Below are 26461 nucleotides of genomic sequence, written 5' to 3'. Positions count from 1 at the left end.
AGTCCTCATGCCACCAGGCTGACCGCCAACGGCAGGAACACCGCCGTGGCCACTCCCATCAGGCTCATCGCCAGCGCGGCGAAGGCGCCGCATTCATCACTTTCCTGCAAGGCCACCGAGGTACCCACCGCGTGGGCGGTCACGCCAAGGGCCATGCCTCGGGCCTCGGGGCTGAGCACACCGAAGCGGGTCAACAGCGCCGGGCCGAAGATCGCCCCGATCACCCCGGTGATCAGCACGAACACCGCCGCCAGCGCCGCCACGCCACCAATCTGTTCGGCCACCAGCATGGCGATCGGCGAGGTGACCGACTTGGGCGCCATGGTCATCAGGATCATGTGCTCGGCGCCGAACCACCAGCCCAGCGCCAGGCAGGCCAGCGTGGCGAACAAACCTCCGATTACCAGCGTAGTAAATGTCGGCCAGAACAGCTGACGGATGCGTCGAAGGTTCAGGTAGAGCGGCACCGCCAGGGCTACGGTAGCCGGCCCCAGCAACGTACCCATGATCTCGGTGCTCTTGCGGTACTCGGCGTAGTCGATGCCGCACACCAGCAGCACGCCGATCACCACCAGCATCGACACCAGCACCGGCTGCAGGAAGATCCAGCGGGTCTTTTCATAGGCCGCCAGCACCAGCTGGTAGGCCGCCAGGGTGATACCGATGCCGAACAACGGATGATGGATCACCGCGTCGAGCGCACCGTGCCAGTCGAGGGTCATGGCAGCTCCTCGCGCTTGCCCTGGCGGTGGATCAGCTTCTGCATCAGCACGCCAACGAACACCAGGGTCACCAGGCAGGAGATCAGCAAGGCGCCCGCGATGGCCCAGAAGTCGGCGGCGATGTCCCTGGCGTAGACCATCACCCCCACGGCCGGCGGCACCAGCAGCAACGGCAGGTAGCGCAGCAGGCTGCTGGCGGCCTCGTTGAGCGGCTTGCCCACTTCACCGCGCACCATCAGGAAGGCCAACAGCAGCAACAGGCCGATGATCGGCCCGGGCAGGATAGGCAGGAACAGATGATTGATCGCCGTCCCCAGCAGCTGGAACAGCACCAGCCAGGTCAACCCACGCAACAGCATAAAGACCTCCTGAAAGCAGGCGGCCATTATAAGCACGCCAAGCACGCGGCTATAAGGCGATATTCGGCGAAAAACGCATAACTTGACTGCAACGGCTGGCCGTGCTGATCTTGCACCTTCGTACCAAATGACAACCTGGAGAGTCGCGATGCCCTATGTACCGGTTACAGAGCTTTCGCAGTACGTTGGTAAGGAACTGGGACGTTCCGCCTGGCTGAAGATCGATCAGCAACGCATCAACCTGTTCGCCGAGGCCACTGGCGATTTCCAGTTCATCCATGTCGACCCGGTCAAAGCGGCGAAGACCCCGTTCGGCACTACCATCGCCCATGGTTTCCTCACCCTGTCGCTGATCCCCAAGCTGATGGAAGACCTGCTGGTGCTGCCCGAAGGCCTGAAGATGGTGATCAACTACGGCCTGGACAGCGTGCGTTTCATCCAGCCGGTCAAGGTCGACAGCAATGTGCGGTTGAAGGTGGACCTGACCGACGCCATCGAGAAGAAGCCTGGCCAGTGGCTGCTCAAGGCCACCGTCACCCTCGAGATCGAAGGCGAAGAGAAGCCGGCCTACATCGCCGAGCCGCTGTCGCTCTGCTTCGTCTGAAGGGCTGACTGAACAGCTGTGGGAGCGCAGCTCACCTCGATTCCGGGGTTGCAGGGCAAGGGCTTCGCCCTTGTTCGCGGGTGAACCCGCTCCCACAAACGCCCCAATTCACCCTTTCACGCATTGTGCGGCATACTCCATGCATCGTTCGGCCCGGACTCCGCCATGCGCCCCCTGCTACCCCTGACCCTGATCCTGCTACTTGCCGCCTGCGGCGATGGCGAACCCTTGTCGCCACCTGACGCCCGCCTGCCCGATGGCGGCCGCTACCGGGGCCAGGTGGTCAACGGCCTGTTGCAGGGCGAGGGGCGCATCGACTACCCCAATGGCAGCTGGTACGCCGGCACCTTCAAGGATGGCCAGTGGCATGGCCAGGGCGAATGGCACGGCAGCAACGGCGAGGTCTATCGTGGCCAGTTCGCCGCCGGGCTGTTCCAGGGCCTGGGCGACCTCACCACCCCAGGCAGCCACTACGCCGGCACCTTCAAGCACGGCCGCCGCGACGGCGAAGGCACCCTCAAGCAACATGACCAGACCTACCGCGGCCAGTTCAAGGACGACCAGTACGACGGCGCCGGCCAGCTCGACCTGGCCGACGGTAGCCGCTACCAGGGCCTGTTCGCCAAAGGCAAGCCCAATGGCGCCGGGGTACGCAGCGATGCCAGCGGCAACCAGTACAGCGGTCATTTCATCGACGGCCAACTGCAAGGCGCCGGCACCTACGACAGCGCCGACGGTGAGCAGTACATCGGTGAGTTCAAGGACAACCGCCTCGAAGGCCGAGGGCGCTACGAGAATGCCGACGGCGATGTGTGGATCGGCGACTTCAAGGATGGCTCGCTGGTGGGCCAGGGCGAACTGCTGGGCAGCGACGGCAGCCGCTACAAAGGGGCTTTTCGTGACTGGCGGTTCAACGGCAACGGCAGCCTGCAGCTGGCCGATGGCAGCGAGTACCTCGGCGGCTTCGCCGACGATGCCTACCAGGGCCATGGCCGCCTGACCCACCCCGACGGCCGGGTCGAGGCAGGCTACTGGACCAACGGCGTGCGCGTGCGTGACGAGAACAGCAAGCTGCTGCCCGACCCCCTCGATCTTGCCCTGCTCAACCAGGGCAAGCTGCTGGACGATGCCCTGGGCAAGGTGCCGCGCTCGCTCCCACCCGTGCAGCTGTACAGCCTGGTGGTGGCCGGCGATGGTCAGCAAAGCGTGTTCATGCGCGAGGCCGACTACGTCAGCAACATGCTCAAGGTTCGCTTCGGCGCCCATGGCCAGGTGACCCTGGTCAACCACCGCGACCACCTTGCCGACCGCCCCATGGCCACCCGCGAGAACCTCACCCGCGCCGCCCGGGTGATCGCCGAGCGCAGCGGCCCGGAAGACCTGGTGTTCGTCTACCTGACCAGCCACGGCAGCCATGACCACCAGCTGGTGCTCGACCAACCGCGCCTGCAACTGGCCGACCTGACCGCCGACGAGCTGGCCAGCGCCCTCGCCCCCCTCAAGGACCGCGACAAGGTCATCGTTGTCTCCGCCTGCTACTCCGGTGGCTACATCGCCCCGCTCAAGGACGACCGGACCTTGATCATGACCGCCGCCCGCCCCGACCGGGTATCGTTCGGCTGCTCGGAAGAGGCCGACTTCACCTATTTCGGCGATGCCCTGTTCGCCCAGGCACTGAACCAGACCGACGACCTGAAACAGGCGTTTGAACTGGCGCGGCAAAGTGTTGCCGAACGGGAGAGAAGGGAAGGCTTCGAAGCCTCTGAGCCGCAGCTCTGGGCGCCGCCGGCCGTGGTCACGCACTGGCAGCGCCTGCGCCGGCAACAGGCCGAACAAGCCTTGCGCAATAGCACCCAGCCAGTACCGGGCGAACAGGCAAAAATACCTGGCACCCACTAAGCTGTGTGTAACAAGGGAGAGACATCATGTACTTGACGCCTCAGCATGTCCTGCTTGCCGGTGCCACGGGTCTGACGGGGGAACACCTGCTCGACCGCCTGCTCAACGAGCCCACCATCAGCCGCGTGCTGGCGCCGACTCGCCGGCCGCTGGCCGAGCACCCGCACCTGGAAAACCCAGTGGGTGACCCGGCCGTGTTTCTCCCGCAACTGGCCGGCCGTGTCGATATCGCCTTCTGCTGCCTGGGCACCACGCTCAAGCAGGCCGGCTCGGAAAACGCCTTCCGCGCGGTCGACCTGGACATGGTCGTGGCCTTCAGCAAGCGCGCCCGCGAGATGGGTGCGCGCCACCTGCTGGTGATCAGCGCGCTGGGGGCCGACCCGAAATCCTCGATCTTCTACAACCGGGTCAAGGGCGAAATGGAAGAGGCGCTCAAGGGTCAGGACTGGCCGCAACTGACCATCGTGCGGCCTTCGCTGTTGCTGGGTGAGCGCGTGGAGCCAAGGCTTGGTGAGCGCATGGCTGCGCCGTTCTCTCGCCTGATCCCGGGCAAGTATCGTGGGATCGAGGCCTGTACACTGGCCCGGGCGTTGTGGCGCCTGGCGCTGGAAGAAGAGGACGGGATTCGGGTGGTCGAGTCGGACGAACTGCGCAGGCTGGGCAAAAAGTGAATTGAAGCGCGAAGTGCATGACCTGTGGGAGCGGGTTCACCCGCGAATGCGCCATTGAACCCAAAGACGCATTCGCGGGTAAACCCGCTCCCACAGTCTCTACCTGATCAATGACTAACCTTTTGCTACAGCCCGCCCGTGGCGTTAAAGCCAACCCCCGCCGCCGTCAGCAACGACAACGGCAACAGCAAGGTATCGAGCAACGCGCTCCCCGGCAGGTCCAGCCCCGGATAGGCCGGCGCCAGCGCACCGAAGTGATCTTGCGGGCAACAGCCGCCATTCATCACATACAGGTCCAGCCGCGTCCCGGCATACACCACCGGGGCGCCCGGCTTGTTCGCGTCCAGCGTGCGCACCGTGGCGCAACCGCCAAGCTGGGCCAGCACCAGCAGCCCGAGCAAAACCCGCCTCAATCGTCGACCCCGTAGTGATGCTCCCCCCAGCGCGGCAGCATGTCCTGGGGAATGCTCAGCAGGTTGAGAATGCGCGCCACGACGAAATCCACCAGGTCGTCGATGGTCTGCGGCTGGTGGTAGAAGCCCGGCGCCGCCGGCAGGATCACCGCGCCCATCTGCGAAAGCTTGAGCATGTTCTCCAGGTGGATGGTGGAGAACGGTGCTTCGCGCGGCACCAGGATCAACTGGCGTCGCTCTTTAAGCGTGACGTCGGCAGCGCGTTCGATCAGGTTGTTGCAGGCGCCGGTGGCAATCGCCGAGAGCGTACCGGTGGAACAGGGCACCACCACCATCGCTGCCGGCGCGCCGGAGCCCGAAGCCACCGGCGACATCCAGTCTTCCTTGCCGTACACACGGATCTGCCCATCGGCGGCGCCGGTGTACTCGGTGAGGAAGGCCTGCATCGCCTGGGGCTTGGCCGGCAGCAGCACATCGGTCTCGGTGGCCATCACCAGTTGCGCAGCCTTGGAGATGAGGAAGTGCACCTCGCGGTCCTCGCGCACCAGGCAGTCGAGCAGGCGCAGGCCATACTGCGCCCCAGAGGCGCCGGTCATGGCCAGGGTGATGCGCTGCGGCCCGTTCACTTCAGTGCCTCGGCCAGCTTGCCATGCAGGCCGCCGAAACCGCCGTTGCTCATGATCACCACATGGGTGCCCGGGCGCGCCTGGCCCTTGACGCGTTCGATGATCGCTTCGAGGCTGTCGGCAACCACACTGGGCACCTTGCACTGGGCGGCCGTGGCGGCAAGGTCCCAACCCAGGTTGGCCGGGGCATACCAGATCACCTGGTCGGCATCGTTGACGCTTTCCGGCAAGCCATCGCGGTGCGCGCCGAGCTTCATGGAGTTGGAGCGCGGTTCGATCACCGCAATCACCGGCGCCTCGCCGACGCGCTTGCGCAGGCCGTCGAGGGTGGTGGCGATGGCGGTCGGGTGGTGGGCGAAGTCGTCGTAGATGGTCACGCCCTGCACTTCGGCGACCTTCTCCATGCGCCGCTTCACGCTCTTGAACGCACTGAGGCCGTCGATGGCCATGGCCGGCACCACACCGACATGGCGGGCGGCGGCCAGTGTGGCCAGGGCGTTGGCGACGTTGTGCTGGCCGGTCATTTCCCAGTCCACCACGCCTTGCACCTCACCGTCGAACAGCACTTCGAAGCGCGAGCCGTCGGCGCTGAGCAGGCGTGCCTGCCATTGGCCACCCTCGCCGGTGGTCTGCACCGGGGTCCAGCAGCCCATGCCGATCACCCGCTCCAGGGCCTGCTCGGTGGTCGGGTGGATCACCAGGCCTTCGCTCGGGATGGTGCGCACCAAGTGATGGAACTGCCGCTCGATGGCTGCAAGGTCCGGGAAGATGTCCGCGTGATCGAACTCAAGGTTGTTGAGGATCGCGGTGCGCGGGTGGTAGTGGACGAACTTCGAGCGCTTGTCGAAGAACGCGCTGTCGTATTCGTCGGCCTCGACCACGAAGAACGGCGTATCGCCCAGTCGGGCGGATACCGAGAAGTTCTGCGGTACGCCACCGATCAAAAAGCCCGGGCTCATGCCGGCGTGCTCGAGCACCCAGGCCAGCATGCTGCTGGTGGTGGTCTTGCCGTGGGTACCGGCCACGGCCAGCACCCAACGGCCCTGCAGCACATGGTCGGCCAGCCACTGCGGGCCGGACACATAAGGCAGGCCCTTGTTCAGCACGTACTCCACCGCCGGGTTGCCCCGCGACATGGCGTTGCCGATCACCACCAGGTCCGGAGCCGGCTCCAGCTGTGCAGGGTCATAGCCCTGCGTGAGCTCGATGCCCTGGGCTTCGAGCTGGGTGCTCATGGGCGGATAGACGTTGGCGTCCGAGCCGGTGACGCGATGGCCAAGTGCCTTGGCCAGCACCGCCAGCGAGCCCATGAAAGTGCCGCAAATACCGAGAATATGAATGTGCATGGTCGACCTCGCAAAACGTCGACGCAGGGTAGCCCAGGGCGCGGGAAATCGCACCCGCTGTTTCGCTCAGCCGGCCCTGGCGATGCCGTGTTTGCGCAGTTTCCGATACAGGGTGTTGCGGCTGATGCCCAGGTGCTCGGCGACATGGGTCATGTGCCAGCGGTTGGCTTCCAGTACTGCCAGCAATGCATCGCGTTCGGCGTGCTCGAGGCATACGTGGGAGCGAAGGTCCGCGTGGGAGCGGGCTTGCCCCGCGATAGCGTCCGACCGGGCAACATCGAAAGCCCTGCCGACGCCATCGCGTGGCAAGCCCGCTCCCACGCGCACAACTGCAGGCAGATCCTGGTACTCGACCCGCCCCTCATCACACAACGCCACCAACGTGCGCAGCACGTTACGCATCTGCCGCACGTTACCTGGCCAGGCGAAATCGAGCAGTGCCTGGCGCGCCGCAGGCTCGATAGCCACCGCTTGCCCTTCGGCCTCCTGACCCAGCAAAAAGTCCAGCAGTTGCCCTTTGTCACTGCGCTCGCGCAGCGCCGGCAATGCCACTTCCAGGCCATTGAGGCGGTAATAAAGGTCTTCGCGGAAGCCGCCCTGCGCCACCCGCTCGAGCAAATCGCGGTGGGTGGCGCTGATGATGCGCACATCCACTGCTTGCGGTTCACCACCGATCGGCACCACCTGACGCTCTTCCAGCACCCGCAGCAACCGGGTCTGCAACGCCAGCGGCATGTCGCCGATCTCGTCGAGCAACAGGGTGCCGCCATCGGCCTGCAACAGCTTGCCGCGCATGCCTTCCTTGCGCGCCCCGGTGAAACTGCCGCCGCGATAGCCGAACAGCTCGCTCTCGATCAGGCTCTCCGGGATCGACGCGCAGTTGACCGCCACGAAGGGCTTGTGACGGCGGGCGCTGGCCTGGTGCACGGCCTGGGCGAATGCCTCCTTGCCACACCCGGTCTCACCGCGCAGCAGCAGTGGCACATCACGCTCAAAGACCCGCACGGCCCGGCGAAAGTCATGCTGCAACGCCGGGTCGAGCAGGCAGATGCCTGGCTCGGCGGCCTGGCGTGCCTGGGGCAACGCCGCCGGCACCGACCACACAGGTTTACGCGCCTGGCCGCGCAGGCTGGCGAACACCTGCCGGCCATCACGGGTATGCAGTGGCCATGCCGTGCTGCCTTGCGCCGTGGCGCGGCTGAACAGCTCGTCATGACTACAGGCAAAGAACCGATCGACCGGCTTGCCCAGCACGCCGCCGCGAATGCTGCCCAGCAGGTTCAGCGCGCTCTGGTTGGCAGCGCAGATCCGCCCATCGCCGTCGAACGCCAGCAAGCCCTCGCTGAACAAGCCGACCGATTCGGCCTGCAGGTGGAAACGCAGCAGCCATTGCTGCTCGAAGTGGCGCAGGAAGTAACAGCTCTCGATCATCTTCGCCGAAAGGTTGACCAGCGCCATGGTGTGGAACTGGCTCTGGCGCGACACGTCCGGCCGCGCCGACGATACGTCGAGCACCGCCAGCAGTTCACCGTGGGGGTCGAACACCGGGCTGGCCGAGCAGGTCAGGCCGGTATGCCGGCCACGAAAGTGCTCGCCCTGGTGAATGGTCAGGGCCTGGCGCTCGACCAGGCAGGTGCCGATGCCGTTGGTGCCCTCTCGCGCCTCGCTCCAGTCGGCGCCGAGCCACAACCCGGCACGCTCGAAAATGCGCCGCTCGCCGGGTGCGGTCACGCAGTTGAGGATTACCCCGCGGGCATCGGTGAGCAGCACTGCATGCCCGCTGCCCGAAAGCTGCTGGTGCAGGCTGTTCATCTCGTTGTCGGCGATCTGCAGCACCTGTTGCAGGCGCTCGCGGCTTTCCAGCAGGCGGCCGTGCTCGAGCACCACCGGGGCCTGGGCGCGCGCAGGGTCGAGGTGATAGTCCTCCAGGCAACGCAGCCAGGAGCGGGCGATGGAGGGGTCGCTGCCCGGCCCGCTGGCCTGGCCATGGGCGACAGTCAGCACTTGCTGGGCGTGGCGGCTGAACGGGTTGCTCTGCATTTGTTGTTGTTCTCCGCAGATAGAGCGTTGCGCCAGCATCCTCCAGGCACGAGCGCTTTGCAATGCTGGCTGACCACCGAGTCACCGGCTGTGCCATGAACGGTACAAAGTGTCACCCGGCCCGTGTCAGCCCTGGTACAGCGCCGAGCCGGCCCGCCTTGAAAAATGACCCAAGTCATTGATCCACAAGGGGCCGCCGACACTGGCCCGACCTTTGCTCTACGCTTGGTAACTCCGCAACAATCACAAAGACCAGGAGACACACCATGCGTTACGCACATCCCGGTACCGAGGGCGCCAAGGTCAACTTCAAGGCCCGCTACGGCAACTACATCGGTGGTGAGTTCGTTCCTCCGGTAAAGGGTGAGTACTTCACCAACACCTCGCCGGTGAATGGCCAGCCGATCGCCGAGTTCCCTCGTTCCACTGCCGAAGACATCGACAAGGCCCTCGACGCCGCCCACGCCGCCGCCGATGCCTGGGGCCGCACATCAGTGCAGGACCGCTCCAACGTGCTGCTGAAGATCGCCGACCGCATCGAGCAGAACCTCGAACTGCTGGCCATCACCGAAACCTGGGACAACGGCAAGCCGATCCGCGAAACCCTCAACGCCGACATTCCGCTGGCCGTCGACCACTTCCGCTACTTCGCCGGCTGCATCCGCGCCCAGGAAGGCGGCGCCGCCGAGATCAACGAGAACACCGTGGCCTACCACATCCACGAGCCGCTGGGCGTGGTCGGGCAGATCATCCCGTGGAACTTCCCGCTGCTGATGGCCGCCTGGAAGCTCGCCCCGGCCCTGGCCGCCGGCAACTGCGTGGTGCTCAAGCCCGCCGAACAGACCCCGCTGGGCATCACCGTGCTGCTGGAACTGATCGGCGACCTGCTGCCCAAAGGCGTGCTCAACGTGGTGCAAGGCTATGGCCGCGAGGCCGGTGAAGCGCTGGCCACCAGCAAGCGCATCGCCAAGATCGCCTTCACCGGCTCCACCCCGGTCGGCTCGCACATCATGAAGTGCGCGGCCGAGAACATCATCCCGTCCACCGTCGAACTGGGCGGCAAGTCGCCGAACGTGTACTTCGAAGACATCATGCAGGCCGAGCCGAGCTTCATCGACAAGGCCGCCGAAGGCATGGTGCTGGCGTTCTTCAACCAGGGCGAAGTGTGCACCTGCCCGTCGCGGGCGCTGGTACAGGAGTCGATCTACCCGCAGTTCATGGAAGTGGTGATGAAGAAGGTGCTGCAGATCAAGCGCGGCGACCCGCTGGACACCGACACCATGGTCGGCGCCCAGGCCTCGCAGCAGCAGTTCGACAAGATCCAGTCCTACCTGAAGATCGCCCAGGAAGAAGGCGCCGAGCTGCTGACCGGCGGCAAGGTGGAGCAACTCGAAGGTTCGCTGGCCACCGGTTACTACATTCAGCCGACCCTGCTCAAGGGCAACAACAAGATGCGCGTGTTCCAGGAAGAAATTTTCGGCCCGGTGGTCAGCGTCACCACCTTCAAGGACGAAGCCGAAGCCCTGGCGATTGCCAACGACACCGAGTTCGGCCTCGGCGCCGGCGTGTGGACCCGCGACATCAACCGCGCCTACCGCATGGGCCGCGGCATCAAGGCCGGCCGTGTGTGGACCAACTGCTACCACCTGTACCCGGCGCATGCCGCGTTCGGTGGCTACAAGAAGTCCGGCGTCGGCCGTGAAACCCACAAGATGATGCTCGACCACTACCAGCAGACCAAGAACCTGCTGGTGAGCTACGACATCAACCCGCTGGGCTTCTTCTAAACCGCGTCGCCCTTTTCGCGGGTAAACCCGCTCCCACAGGTTGAGCACAAGGCCTGTGGGAGCGGGTTTACCCGCGAAGAGGCCAGACCTGCTTACACCAGAACCCAGGCTGGTTGCCGTGCAGCAACCGCTCTGGCTCGCTTCCTGCAACACAAATCACCAAGGCCCGGAACCCTTCCGGCCACCAAGAAAAACAACAGGTGAATCCATGCCAAGCGATCATTCCGCCGGCGCGCCGGCAAGCTCCTCCGTCGACTTCGAAAAGGTCAATTCCGAGTATTTCCAGCAACGTGAACTGAAAAAAGGTGCCGCCGGCTGGGTCCTGCTGGTAGGCCTGGGCGTGGCCTACGTGATTTCCGGCGACTACGCCGGCTGGAACTTCGGCCTGGCCCAGGGCGGCTGGGGCGGCATGTTCCTCGCCACCTTGCTGATGGCCACCATGTACCTGTGCATGTGCTTCTCGCTGGCCGAGCTGTCCTCGATGATCCCCACCGCCGGCGGCGGCTACGGCTTCGCCCGCAGCGCTTTCGGGCCCTGGGGCGGCTTCCTTACCGGCACGGCGATCCTCATCGAATACGCCATCGCCCCCGCGGCCATCGCCGTGTTCATCGGTGCCTACTGCCAGTCGCTGTTCGGCATCGGCGGCTGGATGATCTATCTGGCGTTCTACATCATCTTCATCGGCATCCACATCTTCGGGGTGGGTGAGGCGCTGAAGCTGATGTTCATCATCACCGCCATCGCCGCCATCGCCCTGGCGGTGTTCCTGATCGGCATGGTGCCCCATTTCGATGCAGCCAACCTGTTCGACATCGCCAAGACCAACGCTGTCGGTGCCAGCAGTTTCCTGCCGTTCGGTTATGTCGGCGTGTGGGCCGCGATCCCCTATGCGATCTGGTTCTTCCTCGCCGTCGAAGGCGTGCCCCTGGCCGCCGAAGAAACCAAGAACCCGAAACGCGACCTGCCGCGCGGCCTGATCGGCGCCATGCTGGTGCTGCTGGCCTTCGCCCTGCTGATCCTGATAGTCGGCCCCGGCGGCGCAGGGGCCGACGCCCTCAAGGCCTCGGGTAACCCGCTGGTCGAGGCGCTGGCCAAAGCCTACGGCGGCTCCACCTGGATGGGCGGCTTCGTCAACCTGGTCGGCCTGGCCGGCCTGATTGCCAGCTTCTTCTCGATCATCTACGCCTATTCGCGGCAGATCTTCGCCCTGTCCCGCGCCGGCTACCTGCCGCGCAAACTGTCGCAGACCAACAAGAGCAAGGCCCCGGTACTGGCCCTGGTGATCCCTGGGATCATCGGCTTCGCCCTGTCGCTGACCGGCCAGGGCGACCTGCTGATCCTGGTGGCGGTATTCGGCGCTACGCTGTCCTATGTGCTGATGATGGCCGCGCACATCACCCTGCGTATCCGTCGCCCGAAAATGGAGCGCCCGTATCGCACCCCCGGCGGCATCTTCACCTCGGGCGTGGCCCTGGTGCTGGCCTGTATCGCCGTGGTCGCCGGTTTCCTGGTCGACCCGCGGGTGGTGATTGGCGCCGCGGTGATCTATGCGGTCCTGATTGCCTACTTTGCGTTCTACAGCCGCCACCACCTGGTGGCCGGCACGCCGGAAGAGGAATTCGCCGCGATCCAGAAGGCCGAAGAGGCCCTGCACTGATCGTCGACCCGCGCCGCAGGCCAGCCCTGCGGCGCCCTGGAGATTCTGTATGGCAAGTTTCGTACACACGGTGGGTAACCAGCTCTACCGTTTCGACAGCCTCAAAGAGGTCATGGCCAAGGCCAGCCCGGCACGCTCGGGCGACTACCTGGCCGGGGTGGCCGCCAGCAACGATGGCGAACGGGTCGCCGCGCAGATGGCCCTGGCCAATATCCCGCTCAAGCACTTCCTCAGCGAAGCGCTGATCCCCTACGAAGACGATGAAGTCACCCGGCTGATCATCGACAGCCATGACCCGCAGGCATTCGCCCCGGTCAGCCACCTGACCGTCGGTGGCCTGCGCGACTGGCTGCTCGGCGAGCAGGCCGACGAACACCGCCTGCGCGCCCTGGCCCCCGGCCTGACGCCGGAAATGGCTGCGGCCGTGTCGAAAATCATGCGTGTGCAGGACCTGGTGCTGGTGGCGCAGAAGATCCGCGTGGTCACCGCCTTCCGCGGCACCATGGGCCTGCGTGGGCGGCTGTCCACGCGGCTGCAACCCAACCACCCCACCGACGAACCCGCCGGGATCGCCGCCAGCATCCTCGACGGCCTGCTGTACGGCAACGGCGATGCCATGATCGGCATCAACCCGGCCACCGACAGCATCGCCTCGATCTGCGATCTGCTGGTGATGCTCGACAACATCATCCAGCGCTACCAGATCCCCACCCAGTCCTGCGTGCTGACCCACGTCACCACCAGCATCGAGGCGATCAACCGTGGTGTGCCACTGGACCTGGTGTTCCAGTCGATCGCCGGCACGGAAGCGGCAAATGCCGGCTTCGGCATCAACCTCAACGTGCTGCAGGAAGGCTACGAGGCCGGGCTGTCGCTCAAGCGCGGCACCCTCGGGCAAAACCTGATGTACTTCGAAACCGGCCAAGGCAGCGCCCTGTCGGCCAACGCCCACCACGGCGTCGACCAGCAAACCTGCGAAACCCGCGCCTATGCCGTGGCCCGGCATTTCAAACCCTTCCTGGTCAACACCGTGGTCGGCTTCATCGGCCCGGAGTACCTCTACAACGGCAAGCAGATCATCCGTGCCGGCCTCGAGGACCACTTCTGCGGCAAGTTGCTGGGCGTGCCGATGGGCTGCGACATCTGCTACACCAACCATGCCGAAGCCGACCAGGACGACATGGACACCCTGCTCACCCTGCTGGGCGTGGCCGGGATCAACTTCATCATGGGCATCCCCGGCTCCGACGACATCATGCTCAACTACCAGACCACCTCGTTCCACGATGCGCTGTATGCACGGCAAACCCTCGGCCTCAAACCCGGGCCGGAATTCGAAGCGTGGCTCGAACGCACCGGCATCTTCACCCAGGCCGATGGCCGTGTGCGCTTCGGCGACAACCTGCCGCCGGCCTTCCGCCACGCGCTCGCGCAACTGGCCTAGGAGCGCCCATGGACCGACATACCCCTACCGAGCAAAATCCCTGGCTGGCCCTGCGTACCCTCACCCCGGCGCGCATCGCCCTGGGCCGCACCGGCATCAGCCTGCCGACCAGCGCCCAACTGGATTTCCAGTACGCCCACGCCCAGGCCCGCGATGCCGTGCACCTGCCCTTCGACCATGCCGGCCTGCGCCAGCAGCTCAGTGATCGTGGCCGCGACAGCCTGCTGTTGCACAGTGCCGCCAGCGACCGCCACCAGTACCTGCAGCGCCCCGACCTTGGCCGGCGCCTGCACGCGGACTCTGCCCGGCAACTGCGTGAACACGCCCAGGCCAACCCGGCCGGCGTCGACCTGGCCATCGTCGTCGCCGACGGCCTGTCGGCACTGGCCGTGCACCGCCACACCCTGCCCTTCCTCAGCCGCTTCGAGGAGCAGGCCGCCGCCGACGGCTGGACCAGCGCCCCGGTGGTGCTGGTGGAACAAGGCCGGGTGGCGGTGGCCGATGAAGTGGGCGAGCTGCTCAAGGCACGCATGACCGTGATGCTGATCGGCGAGCGCCCAGGGCTGAGCTCGCCCGACAGCCTCGGGCTGTACTTCACCTACGCGCCCAAGGTCGGCCTGACCGACGCCTATCGCAACTGCATTTCCAACGTGCGCCTGGAAGGCCTGAGCTATGGCATGGCCGCCCATCGCCTGCTGTACCTGATGCGCGAAGCCTGCAAAAGGCAGCTGTCGGGGGTGAATCTGAAGGATGAGGCCGAGGTCCACAGCATTGAAAGTGACAATTCGGGCAAAAAAAATGGAAACTTCCTGCTAGGAGATGGGTAAAAAACATGTCACGGAAGGCGGATTGCACTTGTAGGCTGCTTTAGGCAGCATGCTGTTGACTGCTGGCAATCCGCCGTATCCCCCAAATGGACACTGAGGCCCGCACATGCGAATCATCAAGGCTACCCTGGAGCACCTCGACCTGCTCACGCCGTTGTTTGTGAAGTACCGTGAGTTCTATGGCCAGCTGCCTTACCCGGACAGCTCCCGCAGCTTCCTGGAAAAGCGCCTCAGGCGCGGCGAATCGATCATCTACCTCGCCCTGCCCGTTGACGACGACAGCAAACTGCTGGGGTTCTGCCAGCTCTATCCGAGCTTCTCGTCGCTGTCGCTCAAACGTGTGTGGATCCTCAATGACATCTACGTCGCCGAAGACTCGCGGCGCATGCTGGTGGCCGACCACCTGATGCGCGAAGCCAAAAAGATGGCCAAGGAGTCGAACGCCGTGCGCATGCGCGTGTCCACCAGCAGCGACAACGAGGTGGCGCGCAAGACCTACGAGTCCATGGGTTTTCGCAAGGACACCGAGTTCGAGAACTACATCCTGCCGATCAGCCAGGATTGATCGCAAGCGCTGCGCGAGGCTGTTCTCACAGATCTGCACAGATGTAATGGGTGTGGCAGGCCCTGTGGGAGCGGCTTCAGCCGCGAACACCGGCGCAGCCGGCGCCATTCATCGCGTCGCTTGCTTCGCGGCTGAAGCCGCTCCCACGGGTCATGCGTGATCCGTCGTAACCCGCCGCTACAATCTCTCCGGGCACAATCGGTACTTCGCCGTATAATCCCCATCCAGTCATGTGTGAAAAGTTACCTTCCCCCAGGTGAATCTGCCCACGCCCAAGACGCTGTCCGTCATCGCGCGCCCGTGGAAGCGGGTCATGAACTCAGGTGCTGTACATGGATTTCAACCCGCTTGACCTCATCCTGCATCTCGATGCCTACCTTGATCTGCTGGTCACCAACTACGGCCCCTGGATCTACGCCATCCTGTTCGCCGTGATCTTCTGCGAAACCGGCCTGGTGGTGATGCCTTTCCTGCCGGGTGACTCGCTGCTGTTCATCGCCGGTGCCGTGGCCGCAGGCGGCGGCATGGACCCAGTGCTGCTGGCCGGCCTGCTGATGGCAGCCGCGATCCTCGGCGACAGCACCAACTATGTGATCGGGCGCACGGCGGGCGAACGGCTGTTCAGCAACCCCAGGTCGAAGATCTTCCGCCAGGACTACCTGCAGCGAACCCACGACTTCTACGCCCGCCATGGCGGCAAAACCGTCACCCTCGCCCGCTTCCTGCCGATCCTGCGTACCTTCGCGCCGTTCGTCGCCGGCATTGCCCACATGCACTACCCGCGCTTCCTGGCCTTCAGCGTGACCGGCTCGCTGCTGTGGGTGGGCGGCCTGGTCACGCTGGGCTACTTCTTCGGCAATGTGCCGTTCATCAAGCAACACCTGTCGCTGATGGTGGTGGCCATCATCGTCCTGTCGCTGGTGCCTATGCTCCTCGGCCTGCTGCGCGGCCGCCTGGGCCGCACCGCCAAGGCCCACTGACGCGAATGTGGTCGTTCAGCGCCTGGCGGCGCCGGCGCACCCTGGCCCGCTACCCGGTCGATGATCAACTGTGGCAGGCCATCCGCCAGCGCCTGCCAATGCTCGACGGCATCAGCGACGACGAAGACCGCTGGCTGCGCGAGGCTTGCGTGCTGTTCCTGCACGACAAGCACCTGACCGCCCTGCCCGGGGTCGAACTGGATGACCAGCAGCGTCTGTTCCTCGCCGCCCAGGCCCAGCTGCCACTGCTGAACCTGGGCGAGCTGAACTGGTACCAGGGGTTCCATGAGCTCATTCTCTACCCCGACGACTTCGTCAGCCCCCAGCGCCACCGCGACAGCAGCGGCGTGGAACACGTGTGGGACGCCGAACACAGTGGCGAAGCCTGGCAACAGGGCCCGGTGATCCTGGCCTGGCCGGGGGTGCTGGCCAGCGGCGGCTGGGAAGCCTACAACCTGGTGATCCACGAACTGGCGCACAAGCTCGACATGCTCAATGGCGACGCCAACGGCCTGCCGCCGCTGCACAGCGGCATGCAGGTCGAAGACTGGGCCAATGCCATGCAGCACGCCTACGACGACCTGAACCGTCAGCTCGACGCCAACCCCGACGCCGAGACCGCCATCGACCCCTACGCGGCAGAGAATCCGGCGGAGTTCTTTGCCGTCAGCAGCGAGTACTTCTTCAGCGCCCCCGACCTGCTGCACGCCGCTTATCCAAAGGTCTACCTGCAACTGTCGCTGTTCTACCGCCAGGACCCGCTGGCCCGTCTGGCACGCCTGCAGGCCGAGCATCCGGACTACCGCGAAAACCACGCCTGACAGCCCCGCACATCAGGCCGGGCGTGGCATGCCCTGTCGGAATGTGCCTATAATCGCGCCACTTTTTTTTGATCAAACACGGGGGCATAGCCCAATGAGCTACAGCAAGATCCCGGCTGGCAAAGACCTGCCGAACGACATCTACGTCGCTATCGAGATCCCGGCCAACCACGCGCCGATCAAGTACGAAATCGACAAGGACAGCGACACCCTGTTCGTCGACCGCTTCATGGCCACCCCGATGTTCTACCCGGCCAACTACGGTTTCATCCCCAACACCCTGGCTGACGACGGCGATCCGCTGGACGTGCTGGTCGTCACCCCGTACCCGGTTGCCCCTGGCTCGGTCATCCGCGCCCGCCCGGTCGGCGTGCTGAACATGACCGACGACGGCGGCGGCGACGCCAAGGTCATCGCCGTCCCGCACGACAAGCTGTCCCAGCTGTACGTTGACGTGAAGGAATACACCGACCTGCCAGCCCTGCTGATCCAGCAGATCGAGCACTTCTTCGCCAACTACAAAGATCTGGAGAAGGGCAAGTGGGTCAAGATCGAAGGCTGGGAAGGCGCCGACGCCGCCCGCGCCGCGATCACCAAGTCGGTTGCCGCCTACAAAGGCTGAAGCTGACCTATGAAAAAGCCCTGCCTCGGCAGGGCTTTTTTGTGGGCGATGGAAAACTCCTACTCACCCCTAGGAAAATGCCTGCAAACCATAAAGATTCCCACAAATCGCCTCCACATCGAGTTCATTTCCACACAGTAATCAGGGCGATAGACTCGCCAGCATGAACTCATCCGGTGATCGCCTCAAAGCCCTCCTGCAGGAGTGCAACCTGACCCCTTCCGACTTTGCTGCCCAGCGCAACGTCACGCCCCAACACATCAACAACTGGTTCAAGCGTGGCGTGCCGCAAGCTCGGCTCGACGAAATCGCCGACCTGTTCTGTGTGTATCCGCGCTGGCTACGTAGCGGCGAAGGCCCCAAACATCCCGACCCGCTCACCCCTGCCCGCCCTGCCCTTGCCGCCACGCAAGCCCCAGCGCCGCTGCTGGCGCTGGGCACGCAAAGCGTGCAACTGCCCTTGCACCAGTTGCAGCAGGGTAGCCTGAGTGCCACACCCGAACTGTTCCAGCCGATCCCCCGCCAAGCCCTCGACAGCGTCGGCGTTGCCGCGCACAACGCCTTCTGTATCGGCATGCCGGCCGGCAACATGGCGCCGCTATTGCCCCAGGGCACGCTCCTGGCCATCGACTCCAGCCTCACCCGGGTGATCGAAGGCGAGTACTACGCACTGCTGCACAACGGCCAGTTGCGCGTGCACCGACTCACCCAAGGCAACAACGGCACCTTATGCCTGCACAGCCACGACCGCCTCAACCACCCGGTCGAGCGCTTCACCGCCCAGCAGCGCAGAGCGCAGAAGCTGCTGATCCTCGGCTGGGTGTTCTGGTGGTCCTGCCTACGCCCGGCGCGGCCATGCTGAAACACTTCGCACCACTTTTTGCTGGGCATCCCCGGTGAGCCCTAGTATGCTACGCGCCACATCACGCCCCCTGATGGTGCAAGCCGCATTGCAGAGGGCCTGGCGACGCCTCACACAGCCGTCCGCCATCTTTTTCAGGCCATGTTGCCAACCGTTTAAGGCGATTGCGGCTTATCAAAAATGAGCCAAGATCGTCCCCGAGAAGCCGGCCACAAGCCGGCTTTTTAATGCCTGCTCGTTCCCTGCGCATCACCACCGGGCATCGCCTGAGGTTGTCATGCGCGTCTTACGCGCGCCCACCGAACTAGTGGATGAGGTCGTCGGCCAACCATTGAGCAATGTCGCGCTTGGCATGCAAAACTCGCCAGACATCGATGTGGTCATCGCGCTCGACGTAGAACACCAGGTAGGGGTAACGCTTCAACGGCCAACAGAACAACCCAGGCAGATCCAGATCGTGGCTATAGCGGCTGATACCCGATGTCGGATGGCGACTGATATGCCCATAGCCTTGTTGAAGCGCATCGATGAATCCGACTGCGACTTGCTCTGTAGCCTCAGCAAGGTAGTAACTGACAGCACTCTCGACATCTTCACGCGCGAGCACTCGGGGAATCACTGGCTTGGCCGTTGCCTTCACCCCCTGCGTACCTTTGCCCGCAGTGCTTCGAAGTACTCATCATCCACCGAAGTGGTGGGAGCCGAGCCAGCCCCAGCCAGAAGCAGCCCCCGTAGATGTTGCCGATCCTGATCCTTTCGGATCAGTTCGCGCACGTACTCGCTACTGGTGCTGTAGCCGCGCTGGCTGACCTGATCGTCAACGAACGACTTCAATGAGTCCGGCAGGGAAATGTTCATGGTGCTCATGGCTGCGTCCGGATTTGCCAAAATTTGCCAAAGCATACACCCCAGGAAACACTGTTGAAGCCCTGCACGACAGAAGGATGGCCAAGCATTACCCCTGCGACGAAACGCCAGCACCAGGCCAAGCACTCAACAGCCCAGCCGGGTGACGCCCTTGATGCTCAGGGGTGCAAATACTTGAGCACATACAAGGACAGTTCGCGGAACACGTCGGCCGGGATCCGCTCACTCAACGCCTGGGCCTTGCCCAGCGTTGCGCAGCAGGCCTTGAGCATGTTGCCGCGTACCTGATCATCGACCATGCCGGTATGCACCAGCTGGAAGTACTGCGGATAGGTACTGGGCACCTGATCCAGGGATGTGCGGCGGATCTCGAACAGCCCCTCTATATGGGGCGGCTGGAAGTATGCTTCACCGGCCTCTGCCGCCTGCGGCACCAGTTGCAACGCAGGGGAGCAGATGCTGCGGCACAGCAACCTGCTCTCCCGGTCGGTTTCCATGCCGCGTTGATACAGGCTGATCTGCGAGCCGGGGCTGACCAGGCAGGCGGCCTCGAAGGCATCGATGATCCTCGCGGCATTGGCTTGCGACGCCTCGATCTTGCTGAGGGAAACGAAGCGTTCGAGCTGGTCCTCGGCCACGCTCTTCACCCCGCGCTCCAAGGTGTTCCAGTGACCGAATTCCTTCTGGCAGGCGATCAGGTGCAGCTCCAGCTGGTAACCCGCCTGCAGCGCCAGGGTCGGTACATCGGCGAAGGCCGCACTGTCCAGCGCGGTCTCCATGATGATGTCGTAGTGGTTAGCCAGCGCATGTTCGAAGAGCTTGCCGCCCAACTGCCAGATGAACTGCTCGGTGTGGGCGTAGACATGCCGGCCACCGTCGGCCTTCATCTGCTCGTACTGTGGATGCAGCTTGCGATAATCCGGGTCGTAGAGACTGACGTAGTCGTCATAGCGCTTGCTCGCCAGCAGCGAGTTGTTGAGCAGATAGGTCTTGCCCGAGCCTTCGGCGCCGGCCACGACCAGCATTCTCGGCGCCGGGTTGCCCAGGGCGTCGGTCCGTCGTTTGCGGCTGAACAGAAGGGGCTCGAGGGTTTCGAAAGCGCTTGCAACGTCTTCGGCGGTGAAGGTGTGGAGCTGGGACATGCTGGTCATTCCTGTTGGCTGCCCGGGAATGGGCGAGCCAAAAAGGTAAAACCCGTTCAGGCGATGCCTGCGGTAGATACCGCTGCCCGCAACTTCAGCCTTTCACACACACCACCTGGCGCAGGGTATGCACCACCTCGACCAGCTCGCGCTGGGCCTGCATGACCGCGTCGATATCCTTGTAGGCCATGGGGATCTCGTCGATCACGTCCTTGTCCTTGCGGCACTCGACATGGGCCGTGGCGCGCCGCTGGTCATCGACGCTGAAGCGGCTCTTGGCCTTGGTGCGGCTCATCACCCGGCCGGCACCATGGCTGCACGAGCAGAACGACTCCTCGTTGCCCAGGCCGCGCACGATGAAGCTCTTTGCGCCCATGGAGCCCGGGATGATACCCAACTGCCCCTTCTGCGCCGACACCGCCCCTTTGCGCGTCACCAGCACTTCGCGACCGAAGTGCTGTTCCTTCTGCACATAGTTGTGGTGGCAGTTGACCGCCTCGAGGCTGGCCTCGAACGGTTTGCCCAGCACCTTGCGGGTGGCCGCCACCACCGCCTGCATCATCAGCTCGCGGTTGTGCCGGGCGAAATCCTGGGCCCACTCCACGGCCTGCACGTAGTCGGCGAAATGCCGGCTGCCCTCTTTGAAATAGGCCAGGTCCTTGTCCGGCAGATTGGCCAGGTGCTGGCGCATGTCGGCCTGGGCCAGTTCGATGAACAGGTTGCCGATGGCATTGCCGACGCCGCGCGAACCACTGTGCAACATGAACCAGACCCGGTCGGCTTCGTCCAGGCAGACTTCGATGAAGTGGTTGCCACCGCCCAGGGTGCCCAGGTGCTGGCGGTTATTGGTCTTTTCCAGCCGTGGGTACTTGTCGGTGATGGCCTTGAAGCGCCCGGCCAGGCCTTGCCACTGCTGGTCAGCGTGCCTGGGCACGTTGTCCCAGGCACCCTGGTCGCGGCGACCGAAGGTCTTGCCGTGGGGCACGGCCTGCTCGATGGCCGTACGCAGGCCGTGCAGGTTGTCCGGCAGGTCACGGGCATGCAGCGAAGTCCGCGCGGCGATCATGCCGCAGCCGATGTCCACCCCCACCGCCGCCGGGATGATCGCGCCTAACGTGGGGATCACACTGCCGATGGTCGAGCCCTTGCCCAGGTGCACGTCCGGCATCACCGCCAGGTGCTTGAAGATGAACGGCATCTGCGCCGTGTTGAGCAACTGTTTGCGGGCCTCGTCTTCGACCGGCACGCCGTCGGTCCACAGTTTGATCGGCTTGCCGCCGGCGCCTTGCAAGGTGTCCATGTCATCGCTTCCGCAGAGCTTTTGCCGCCATGATACCGCCGAAGGTCGTAGACCGGCCGCTTGCCAGCAGGGTGGCACAGTGCTGTATGCTTGCCCGGTCTTCAGGGCGGGGTGAAAGTCCCCACCGGCGGTAAATCGAAAGATGAGCCCGCGAGCGCCCCGGCCATGCCGGGGGTCAGCAGATCTGGTGCGACTCCAGAGCCGACGGTCATAGTCCGGATGAAAGAAGGCGTCAGGCAGGGGCCATCCGGGCGCCCCTGCGCGCGCATTTTGTTCGCCCCGAGACGTTCATCGATCATTCACGAGGAGCGTTTCATGTCCACCTTGCTCAACAAGCAATTCCCCAATGTCACTGCCGCCGTCGCCGCCTTCCAGGCCGGGCGCCCGGTGCTGCTGCTCGACGACGACGACCGCGAGGACGAAGCCGATATCGTCGCCGCCGCCGAGAACCTTTCGCTGCAGACCATGGCCATGATGATCCGCGACTGCAGCGGCATCGTCTGCCTGTGCCTGGACGAAGCCACCGTCGACGCCCTGCAGCTGGCACCGATGGTGCCGAACAACCAGGCCCGTCACGGTACCGGCTTCACCGTCACCATCGAGGCGGCCGAGGGCGTGAGCACCGGCGTCTCGGCACAGGACCGCATCACCACCATCGAAGCGGCGTTGCGCTCCACCGCGCAGCAGCGGCATATCGTCAGCCCCGGCCACGTGTTCCCGCTGCGCGCCCGCGACGGCGGCGTGCTGACCCGCCGCGGCCACACCGAAGGCTCGGTGGACCTGGCGCGCCTGGCCGGCCTGCGCCCGGCGGCGGTGCTGTGCGAGCTGATGAACCCCGATGGCAGCATGGCCCGGGGCGAGCAGGTGGCGGTGTATGCCCGGCAGTACAACCTGCCGGTGCTGACCATCGAGGAGCTGGCGCGCTATCGCGAAGCCATGCTAGAGCTCGAGGCCGAGCCGGCCTGACAGCAGCATCGCGGGGCAAGCCCGCTCCCACAGAGCACGTGGGAGCGGGCTTGCCCCGCGATAGGCCTGAAGCTCAACGCAGCCCCAACGGCCCCTTCAAGAACGCATACAATCCCGCCGCACTCTTGCGATAGCCGTCAGCCGTCAGGTGCACCAGGTCTGGCCGCGCCAGCCCATTGGCCTGCCAACCGGCAATCGAGCACGGCCCGCCCATGAACGCCTGCCAGTCCCAGAACAGCGCCTTGTGCCGCTGTGCCAGTTGCTTCTGAATGCGGATCACCGATGCCAGCGGCTGTGGTTGGCGCGCCGCGCAACTCACCGCCTTGCGCCGTTTGATCGAGTCCGGCGGCCCGACCAGCAGGATCGCTGCTTGCGGCAGGTCCTTGCGCAGGCTGCGCAGCGTCGCCTCCAGCTGCGATTGGTACAGCCCCAGGTCGAGCGTGTCGTCGAATGCCTCGTTGGTGCCGTAGGCCAGGATCACCAGGTCCGGCCGCACGGCCTTGAGGCTGTCCAGCCAACCCGGCTGCCACTTGTCCACCACCTCCTGGCGGGCACCGTTGATGCCGAGCGCCGAGTAGATCACCCCGGCATTCTTCTGCCCCTGCAGGTACCAGCCACCCAACGCGATGTTGCGACCGCCCTCGACGCCCAGTTGCAGCGGCAGGCCGAGATTGGCGAAGGCCGGGCTGAAGCGCCACTGGCCGTTGGTGATGGCAAGCGGGCGACGCTGGCCGCCGTTGGCCAGCAACGTGGCATTGCCGGTGGACTGGTACAGCGCCGAAACCTTGTAGCGCTGACGGTCTTCATCGCGCGCCTGCAACAGCACGCCGGAGCGGTTGGCCTGCGGCAGCGACAGGTAACCGCCAAGCGGGAACTGGCTGCTCTGCTGGTTGCGTGCCGACACCAGTTGCCACTGGCGTGCCTCGCTCTTGATGATCACCCGGTCATTGCGGATGCCTGGCACCGGTGACGCCGGCACCAGGCCGATACCGCCATCGCCGTATTGGGCCTGCAGCAGCCGACGCAGTTCACCGCTGAACAGGTCGGCGGCGGTGTGCGAGTCGCCCAGCTGGACGATGCCAACCGGCGCACGCCCGGCATTGCGCAATTTGCCGGCGAGCAGGCCGACATTGCCGTCCTGGCGCACCACGGGCGCGGCTGCCGGCCGTGCGGCGGGCTGGGTGGCCACGCTGTTGGCGCCGGTGCTGCACGCGGGTACGGCGCTGATCAGCAGGGCCAGGCCCAGCAAGTGATGCCATTGGCGCATCTTAGTGTCCTGTAACGGTCAGGCCCGGCAAGCTGATCAGCGACAGTACCTGTGCGGCGATCATCTTCTGGCCCGTGATGGTGAAATGAATGCCGTCATCGACCCGCACCTTGACCCGCTTGCCCTCAGGCGTCAGCACCGTCGCGGCAAACCCGTCGTCGGCATAGCCGAGGATCGGGTTGGCCGACACATAGTGCTGGCCGAACAGCGCAGTCTGCTGCTGGTACAGATCGCTCAGGTAGCCCATGGCCGTGGACAACCGCGGCTTCTCCATGTTCGGCGGCCCGACCCACAGCACCTGCACGTTGTGCGCACGGGCCTGCTCGAGGATCGAGTCGATACGTGCACGATAGGCCACTTCCCACTCCGGCGACTTGAAGCGCAGGAACGGCTTGCCCTTGCCCTGGGGCATGTCCCAGGGGTCGTTGGGGCCGAGGAACACTACCATCAGGCGGACATTCGGCTCGTGGGCGAGGGTCTCGGCCACGGTTTTCGGCCAGTTGAAGAAGCCCGGGTAGGCAAGGCCGGTACTCTGCTTGCTGAGGTTGACCGTGCGGATCTGGTAGCGCTTGCGCAGGCTGTTGGCCAGGTGCGGGGCCACGCCCTGCATCAGCGAGTCGCCGACCAGCAGTACGTCGTCGCCGGCGGCCAGGGAAACCACGGTGCCGGGTTGCAGCAAGGTCGGGGCAGGCGTCGCCGGCGGTGCTGCAACGGCCACCTGGGGCTGCGGGGCATGCTCAGGTTTGGGCGCCGGCCTGGCCACTGGCGCCGCCGGCAAGGGTTGGGCCAACGCCGCCGGTGTTTCCAGGTTGACCGTGACCACCGGCATCGGCGCGGGCAGCACCTCGGGCACTGGGCCTGCGAGCTGCTGCTGCGCCTCTTGCAGTTGCGCGATGGCGCTGTCGCGGCCCTGCTCCAGCGCCACCGTCAGTTGCGCCCCGAAGCGCCAGGCCGGCAACTGGCCGAGCAGCGGGATCTCGCAGCTCTGGTGGTACTTCTGCTGGCAGTACAGCCTGATCGAGTCCTGGTTCAGCCAGAACAACAAGGCGGTAGTGACCACGATCGCGTACAACGCACGGGCCGCGCCCATCTGCACCTGAAACAGCTGTTTGCTATCAGAAGCTTGCATAGATGAACCCCGGCACACCCGATTGCGACGCGAAAATCACCAGCGACACGCCAATCCCCAACGGCACCGGGTACAGCTGCCAGGGCAACCGCTGGCTGGCGGCAAAGCCCTTGCGCAGCACTGCCAGCCACTGTGGATAAGTGGCGATGTACAGCACGCAGGCCAGCAGCATCAGGCCAGTGGCGCTGTTGAGCCCGGCCAGGCTCAGTTGGGCGATGTCGCCGAGCATCTCGACGGCGCCGTCCAGCGTCGGGCTGCGGAAGAAGATCCAGGCAAAGGCCACGTAGTGGAAGGTCATCAGGCGTGCCAGCAGGCCAGCGCCCGGCATCTGCGCAAAGCCTGGCAGCAACTGGCTGAACAGCTTGGAGAGGGCCAGGCCAACCCCGTGCAGCGCGCCCCACAGAATGAAGTTGATGCTGGCGCCATGCCACAACCCGGACACCAGCATCGCCAGCAGCATGTTCAGGTTGCCGCGCCACACACCCTTGCGGTTGCCGCCCAGCGGGATATAGACGTAGTCACGGATGAAGCGCGACAGGCTGATGTGCCAGCGCCCCCAGAACTCCTTGAGGTTGTGCGCGGCATAAGGTGCGTTGAAGTTCTCCGGCAGACGGAACCCCAGCAGCAGGGCGATGCCGGTGACCAGGTTGGTGTAGCCGCTGAAGTTGAAGTAGATCAGCAGGCTGTAGCCGTACACGCTCAACAGCACCTGCTCGGGGGTGAAGCTGCCCGGGGTTTCGAACACCGGGTCGACCCACTCGCTGCCCAGCCAGGCGCTGAGGAAGAACAGCTTGACCACCGCCAGCGCGATCAGCCCCAGCGCCCGCTGCGGCTCCAGCACCCGGCGCAGGCCCTGCGGGCGGATCTGCGGCAGCATGTGCAGGGCGCGGTTGACCGGGCCGGCCACCAGGCTGGGGAAGAACGCCAGGTACAGGGCAAGGTCCAGCGCTGTGGCCGGCGCCAGTTCGCGGCGGTTGATCGAAACCAGGTAGCTGACCGAATGGAAGGTGTAGAACGACAGGCCGATGGGCACCAGCAGTTCCAGCAACGGCAGCGACACGTCCAGCCCGGCCGCCGCCAGCGCGGCTTGCACGCCTTCGACGAAGAATGCCTGGTACTTGAACAGGTAGAAGCAGCCCAGCACCAGGGTCAGCAGCAGCACGCCGCAGAACCGGCGCCCGGGGTAGCGCCCGGCCAGCAGCCCAAGCAGGTACACCAGTGCGCTGTAGCCCAGCAGGATGTACAGCGAGTTCAGGCTGAAGCTCGCCACCAGGCCATAGCTTGCCGCCAGTAGCAGGAGGTTCTGTAGCCGTGCACTCCAGCACAGGCTCCAGTAGACAATGAAGAACAGCGTGAAGCAGAGGCCGAATTCGATCGAAAGGAAGCTCACAACGTAGTCCGTTACGTGACATCAAAGGGGGGCGCCAGCCCGCAGGCCAGAGGGCGCGGAGTATGGCAGAGGGCCAACCCCCTCACAATCTGAAAACGACTGGATTTGCAAGGCATCTGTACTCACGCAAATGCAACAAGATAAGACCAAAGCCT

Annotated in this window: 26 protein-coding genes and 1 riboswitch; of the genes, 13 read left to right on the top strand and 13 right to left on the bottom strand. The window is 64.7% G+C overall.

The window, feature by feature from the left end:
* Window positions 1–5 precede the first annotated feature (5 nt).
* Complete coding sequence (locus DM373_RS09885) at window positions 6–722, bottom strand: LrgB family protein (protein ID WP_110993385.1); 717 nt, start codon at window positions 720–722, stop codon at window positions 6–8.
* Window positions 719–1081 carry a CidA/LrgA family protein gene (locus DM373_RS09880; protein ID WP_110993384.1) on the bottom strand — a complete coding sequence of 121 codons (363 nt, stop codon included), beginning with the start codon at window positions 1079–1081 and terminating at the stop codon, window positions 719–721. The genes DM373_RS09885 and DM373_RS09880 overlap by 4 nt, the downstream gene beginning before the upstream one ends.
* Before the next feature lie 148 nt (window positions 1082–1229).
* Here DM373_RS09880 and DM373_RS09875 point away from each other — a divergent pair, with 148 nt between their 5' ends.
* The 3 genes from DM373_RS09875 to DM373_RS09865 all read left to right on the top strand — a co-directional run bounded on the left by DM373_RS09875 (window position 1230) and on the right by DM373_RS09865 (window position 4255).
* Window positions 1230–1685 carry a MaoC family dehydratase gene (locus DM373_RS09875; protein ID WP_110993383.1) on the top strand — a complete coding sequence of 152 codons (456 nt, stop codon included), beginning with the start codon at window positions 1230–1232 and terminating at the stop codon, window positions 1683–1685.
* Between the two features lie 165 nt (window positions 1686–1850).
* Window positions 1851–3584 carry a C13 family peptidase gene (locus tag DM373_RS09870; protein ID WP_110993382.1) on the top strand — a complete coding sequence of 578 codons (1734 nt, stop codon included), beginning with the start codon at window positions 1851–1853 and terminating at the stop codon, window positions 3582–3584.
* Between the two features lie 26 nt (window positions 3585–3610).
* The gene (locus DM373_RS09865) at window positions 3611–4255 is read left to right on the top strand and encodes an oxidoreductase (protein WP_110993381.1); all 645 of its coding nucleotides are present in this window, start codon (window positions 3611–3613) and stop codon (window positions 4253–4255) included.
* A gap of 125 nt (window positions 4256–4380) precedes the next feature.
* On the opposite strand, the gene DM373_RS09860 is transcribed toward DM373_RS09865, so the two are convergent.
* The 4 genes from DM373_RS09860 to DM373_RS09845 form a co-directional block, all read right to left on the bottom strand.
* Complete coding sequence (locus DM373_RS09860; RefSeq protein WP_110993380.1) at window positions 4381–4668, bottom strand: YceK/YidQ family lipoprotein; 288 nt, start codon at window positions 4666–4668, stop codon at window positions 4381–4383.
* A complete protein-coding gene (ubiX, locus tag DM373_RS09855) occupies window positions 4665–5294 on the bottom strand; it encodes a flavin prenyltransferase UbiX (protein WP_110993379.1) in 630 nt (209 codons plus the stop codon). The genes DM373_RS09860 and ubiX overlap by 4 nt, the downstream gene beginning before the upstream one ends.
* Window positions 5291–6640, bottom strand: coding sequence for a UDP-N-acetylmuramate:L-alanyl-gamma-D-glutamyl-meso-diaminopimelate ligase (gene mpl, locus DM373_RS09850; RefSeq protein ID WP_110993378.1), 1350 nt, complete (start codon window positions 6638–6640; stop codon window positions 5291–5293). Before mpl ends, ubiX begins: the two co-directional genes overlap by 4 nt.
* Before the next feature lie 66 nt (window positions 6641–6706).
* A complete protein-coding gene (locus DM373_RS09845) occupies window positions 6707–8680 on the bottom strand; it encodes a sigma-54-dependent Fis family transcriptional regulator (RefSeq protein ID WP_110993377.1) in 1974 nt (657 codons plus the stop codon).
* Window positions 8681–8946: 266 nt separating this feature from the next.
* On the opposite strand from DM373_RS09845, the gene exaC reads away from it, so the two are divergent.
* From exaC to DM373_RS09795, 9 genes are all read left to right on the top strand, one after another.
* Window positions 8947–10467 carry an acetaldehyde dehydrogenase ExaC gene (exaC, locus tag DM373_RS09840; RefSeq protein ID WP_110993376.1) on the top strand — a complete coding sequence of 507 codons (1521 nt, stop codon included), beginning with the start codon at window positions 8947–8949 and terminating at the stop codon, window positions 10465–10467.
* A 208-nt stretch (window positions 10468–10675) separates the two neighbouring features.
* On the top strand, window positions 10676–12124 hold the full coding sequence (gene eat / locus DM373_RS09835; RefSeq protein ID WP_110993375.1) for an ethanolamine permease: 1449 nt from the start codon (window positions 10676–10678) through the stop codon (window positions 12122–12124).
* Between the two features lie 49 nt (window positions 12125–12173).
* On the top strand, window positions 12174–13568 hold the full coding sequence (locus DM373_RS09830) for an ethanolamine ammonia-lyase subunit EutB (protein WP_110993374.1): 1395 nt from the start codon (window positions 12174–12176) through the stop codon (window positions 13566–13568).
* Window positions 13569–13576: 8 nt separating this feature from the next.
* Window positions 13577–14395, top strand: coding sequence for an ethanolamine ammonia-lyase subunit EutC (gene eutC / locus DM373_RS09825; protein WP_110993373.1), 819 nt, complete (start codon window positions 13577–13579; stop codon window positions 14393–14395).
* Window positions 14396–14501: 106 nt separating this feature from the next.
* Window positions 14502–14960, top strand: coding sequence for a GNAT family N-acetyltransferase (locus tag DM373_RS09820; RefSeq protein ID WP_110993372.1), 459 nt, complete (start codon window positions 14502–14504; stop codon window positions 14958–14960).
* 332 nt (window positions 14961–15292) lie between these two features.
* On the top strand, window positions 15293–15940 hold the full coding sequence (locus DM373_RS09810; RefSeq protein WP_110993371.1) for a DedA family protein: 648 nt from the start codon (window positions 15293–15295) through the stop codon (window positions 15938–15940).
* Between the two features lie 5 nt (window positions 15941–15945).
* Entirely contained in the window at window positions 15946–16761 is an 816-nt protein-coding gene (locus DM373_RS09805; RefSeq protein WP_110993370.1) for a M90 family metallopeptidase, read from the top strand.
* A 94-nt stretch (window positions 16762–16855) separates the two neighbouring features.
* Window positions 16856–17383: an inorganic diphosphatase gene (ppa, locus tag DM373_RS09800; RefSeq protein WP_003255365.1), complete on the top strand. Its 528-nt coding sequence runs from the start codon at window positions 16856–16858 to the stop codon at window positions 17381–17383.
* Between the two features lie 163 nt (window positions 17384–17546).
* Window positions 17547–18245: a LexA family transcriptional regulator gene (locus DM373_RS09795; RefSeq protein WP_110993369.1), complete on the top strand. Its 699-nt coding sequence runs from the start codon at window positions 17547–17549 to the stop codon at window positions 18243–18245.
* Window positions 18246–18549: 304 nt separating this feature from the next.
* Here DM373_RS09795 and DM373_RS09790 read toward each other — a convergent pair whose 3' ends face one another.
* The 4 genes from DM373_RS09790 to DM373_RS09775 all read right to left on the bottom strand — a co-directional run bounded on the left by DM373_RS09790 (window position 18550) and on the right by DM373_RS09775 (window position 21554).
* Complete coding sequence (locus tag DM373_RS09790; protein ID WP_110993368.1) at window positions 18550–18885, bottom strand: type II toxin-antitoxin system RelE/ParE family toxin; 336 nt, start codon at window positions 18883–18885, stop codon at window positions 18550–18552.
* Window positions 18882–19112 carry a type II toxin-antitoxin system ParD family antitoxin gene (locus tag DM373_RS09785; RefSeq protein WP_110993367.1) on the bottom strand — a complete coding sequence of 77 codons (231 nt, stop codon included), beginning with the start codon at window positions 19110–19112 and terminating at the stop codon, window positions 18882–18884. Before DM373_RS09785 ends, DM373_RS09790 begins: the two co-directional genes overlap by 4 nt.
* A 158-nt stretch (window positions 19113–19270) precedes the next feature.
* Window positions 19271–20254, bottom strand: a complete 984-nt coding sequence (locus DM373_RS09780) for a zeta toxin family protein (protein ID WP_110993366.1) — start codon at window positions 20252–20254, stop codon at window positions 19271–19273.
* A gap of 94 nt (window positions 20255–20348) precedes the next feature.
* On the bottom strand, window positions 20349–21554 hold the full coding sequence (locus DM373_RS09775; RefSeq protein WP_110993365.1) for an RtcB family protein: 1206 nt from the start codon (window positions 21552–21554) through the stop codon (window positions 20349–20351).
* 93 nt (window positions 21555–21647) lie between these two features.
* A riboswitch (FMN riboswitch) is annotated at window positions 21648–21789 on the top strand.
* Between the two features lie 80 nt (window positions 21790–21869).
* On the opposite strand from DM373_RS09775, the gene ribB reads away from it, so the two are divergent.
* Window positions 21870–22520, top strand: a complete 651-nt coding sequence (ribB, locus tag DM373_RS09770; RefSeq protein WP_110993364.1) for a 3,4-dihydroxy-2-butanone-4-phosphate synthase — start codon at window positions 21870–21872, stop codon at window positions 22518–22520.
* 73 nt (window positions 22521–22593) lie between these two features.
* Here ribB and DM373_RS09765 read toward each other — a convergent pair whose 3' ends face one another.
* Genes DM373_RS09765 through DM373_RS09755 form a run of 3 tightly spaced genes read right to left on the bottom strand, consistent with a single transcriptional unit; the run spans window position 22594 to window position 26306 of the window.
* Entirely contained in the window at window positions 22594–23787 is a 1194-nt protein-coding gene (locus DM373_RS09765; protein WP_110993363.1) for an SGNH/GDSL hydrolase family protein, read from the bottom strand.
* A 1-nt stretch (window position 23788) separates the two neighbouring features.
* Complete coding sequence (locus DM373_RS09760; protein WP_167409816.1) at window positions 23789–24916, bottom strand: SGNH/GDSL hydrolase family protein; 1128 nt, start codon at window positions 24914–24916, stop codon at window positions 23789–23791.
* Complete coding sequence (locus DM373_RS09755) at window positions 24903–26306, bottom strand: MBOAT family O-acyltransferase (RefSeq protein WP_110993362.1); 1404 nt, start codon at window positions 26304–26306, stop codon at window positions 24903–24905. Before DM373_RS09755 ends, DM373_RS09760 begins: the two co-directional genes overlap by 14 nt.
* Window positions 26307–26461: the final 155 nt, after the last annotated feature.

Origin of the sequence: Pseudomonas sichuanensis (assembly GCF_003231305.1) — a bacterium.
Taxonomy (GTDB): domain Bacteria; phylum Pseudomonadota; class Gammaproteobacteria; order Pseudomonadales; family Pseudomonadaceae; genus Aquipseudomonas; species Aquipseudomonas sichuanensis.
The sequence above is the reverse complement of the archived record's forward strand: the minus strand, read 5'-3'. Positions and strand labels throughout refer to the sequence as shown.

Coding starts and splice junctions, on each gene's coding strand:
- DM373_RS09880 (WP_110993384.1), bottom strand. CDS start 1,081: ATGCTGTTGCGTGGGTTGACCTGGCTGGTGCTGTTCCAGCTGCTGGGG.
- DM373_RS09805 (WP_110993370.1), top strand. CDS start 15,946: ATGTGGTCGTTCAGCGCCTGGCGGCGCCGGCGCACCCTGGCCCGCTAC.
- DM373_RS09810 (WP_110993371.1), top strand. CDS start 15,293: ATGGATTTCAACCCGCTTGACCTCATCCTGCATCTCGATGCCTACCTT.
- DM373_RS09780 (WP_110993366.1), bottom strand. CDS start 20,254: ATGTCCCAGCTCCACACCTTCACCGCCGAAGACGTTGCAAGCGCTTTC.
- DM373_RS09875 (WP_110993383.1), top strand. CDS start 1,230: ATGCCCTATGTACCGGTTACAGAGCTTTCGCAGTACGTTGGTAAGGAA.
- ppa (WP_003255365.1), top strand. CDS start 16,856: ATGAGCTACAGCAAGATCCCGGCTGGCAAAGACCTGCCGAACGACATC.
- DM373_RS09885 (WP_110993385.1), bottom strand. CDS start 722: ATGACCCTCGACTGGCACGGTGCGCTCGACGCGGTGATCCATCATCCG.
- eutC (WP_110993373.1), top strand. CDS start 13,577: ATGGACCGACATACCCCTACCGAGCAAAATCCCTGGCTGGCCCTGCGT.
- DM373_RS09765 (WP_110993363.1), bottom strand. CDS start 23,787: ATGCGCCAATGGCATCACTTGCTGGGCCTGGCCCTGCTGATCAGCGCC.
- exaC (WP_110993376.1), top strand. CDS start 8,947: ATGCGTTACGCACATCCCGGTACCGAGGGCGCCAAGGTCAACTTCAAG.
- DM373_RS09795 (WP_110993369.1), top strand. CDS start 17,547: ATGAACTCATCCGGTGATCGCCTCAAAGCCCTCCTGCAGGAGTGCAAC.
- DM373_RS09865 (WP_110993381.1), top strand. CDS start 3,611: ATGTACTTGACGCCTCAGCATGTCCTGCTTGCCGGTGCCACGGGTCTG.
- DM373_RS09830 (WP_110993374.1), top strand. CDS start 12,174: ATGGCAAGTTTCGTACACACGGTGGGTAACCAGCTCTACCGTTTCGAC.
- eat (WP_110993375.1), top strand. CDS start 10,676: ATGCCAAGCGATCATTCCGCCGGCGCGCCGGCAAGCTCCTCCGTCGAC.
- DM373_RS09775 (WP_110993365.1), bottom strand. CDS start 21,554: ATGGACACCTTGCAAGGCGCCGGCGGCAAGCCGATCAAACTGTGGACC.
- DM373_RS09845 (WP_110993377.1), bottom strand. CDS start 8,680: ATGCAGAGCAACCCGTTCAGCCGCCACGCCCAGCAAGTGCTGACTGTC.
- mpl (WP_110993378.1), bottom strand. CDS start 6,640: ATGCACATTCATATTCTCGGTATTTGCGGCACTTTCATGGGCTCGCTG.
- DM373_RS09785 (WP_110993367.1), bottom strand. CDS start 19,112: ATGAGCACCATGAACATTTCCCTGCCGGACTCATTGAAGTCGTTCGTT.
- DM373_RS09870 (WP_110993382.1), top strand. CDS start 1,851: ATGCGCCCCCTGCTACCCCTGACCCTGATCCTGCTACTTGCCGCCTGC.
- ribB (WP_110993364.1), top strand. CDS start 21,870: ATGTCCACCTTGCTCAACAAGCAATTCCCCAATGTCACTGCCGCCGTC.
- DM373_RS09820 (WP_110993372.1), top strand. CDS start 14,502: ATGCGAATCATCAAGGCTACCCTGGAGCACCTCGACCTGCTCACGCCG.
- DM373_RS09760 (WP_167409816.1), bottom strand. CDS start 24,916: ATGCAAGCTTCTGATAGCAAACAGCTGTTTCAGGTGCAGATGGGCGCG.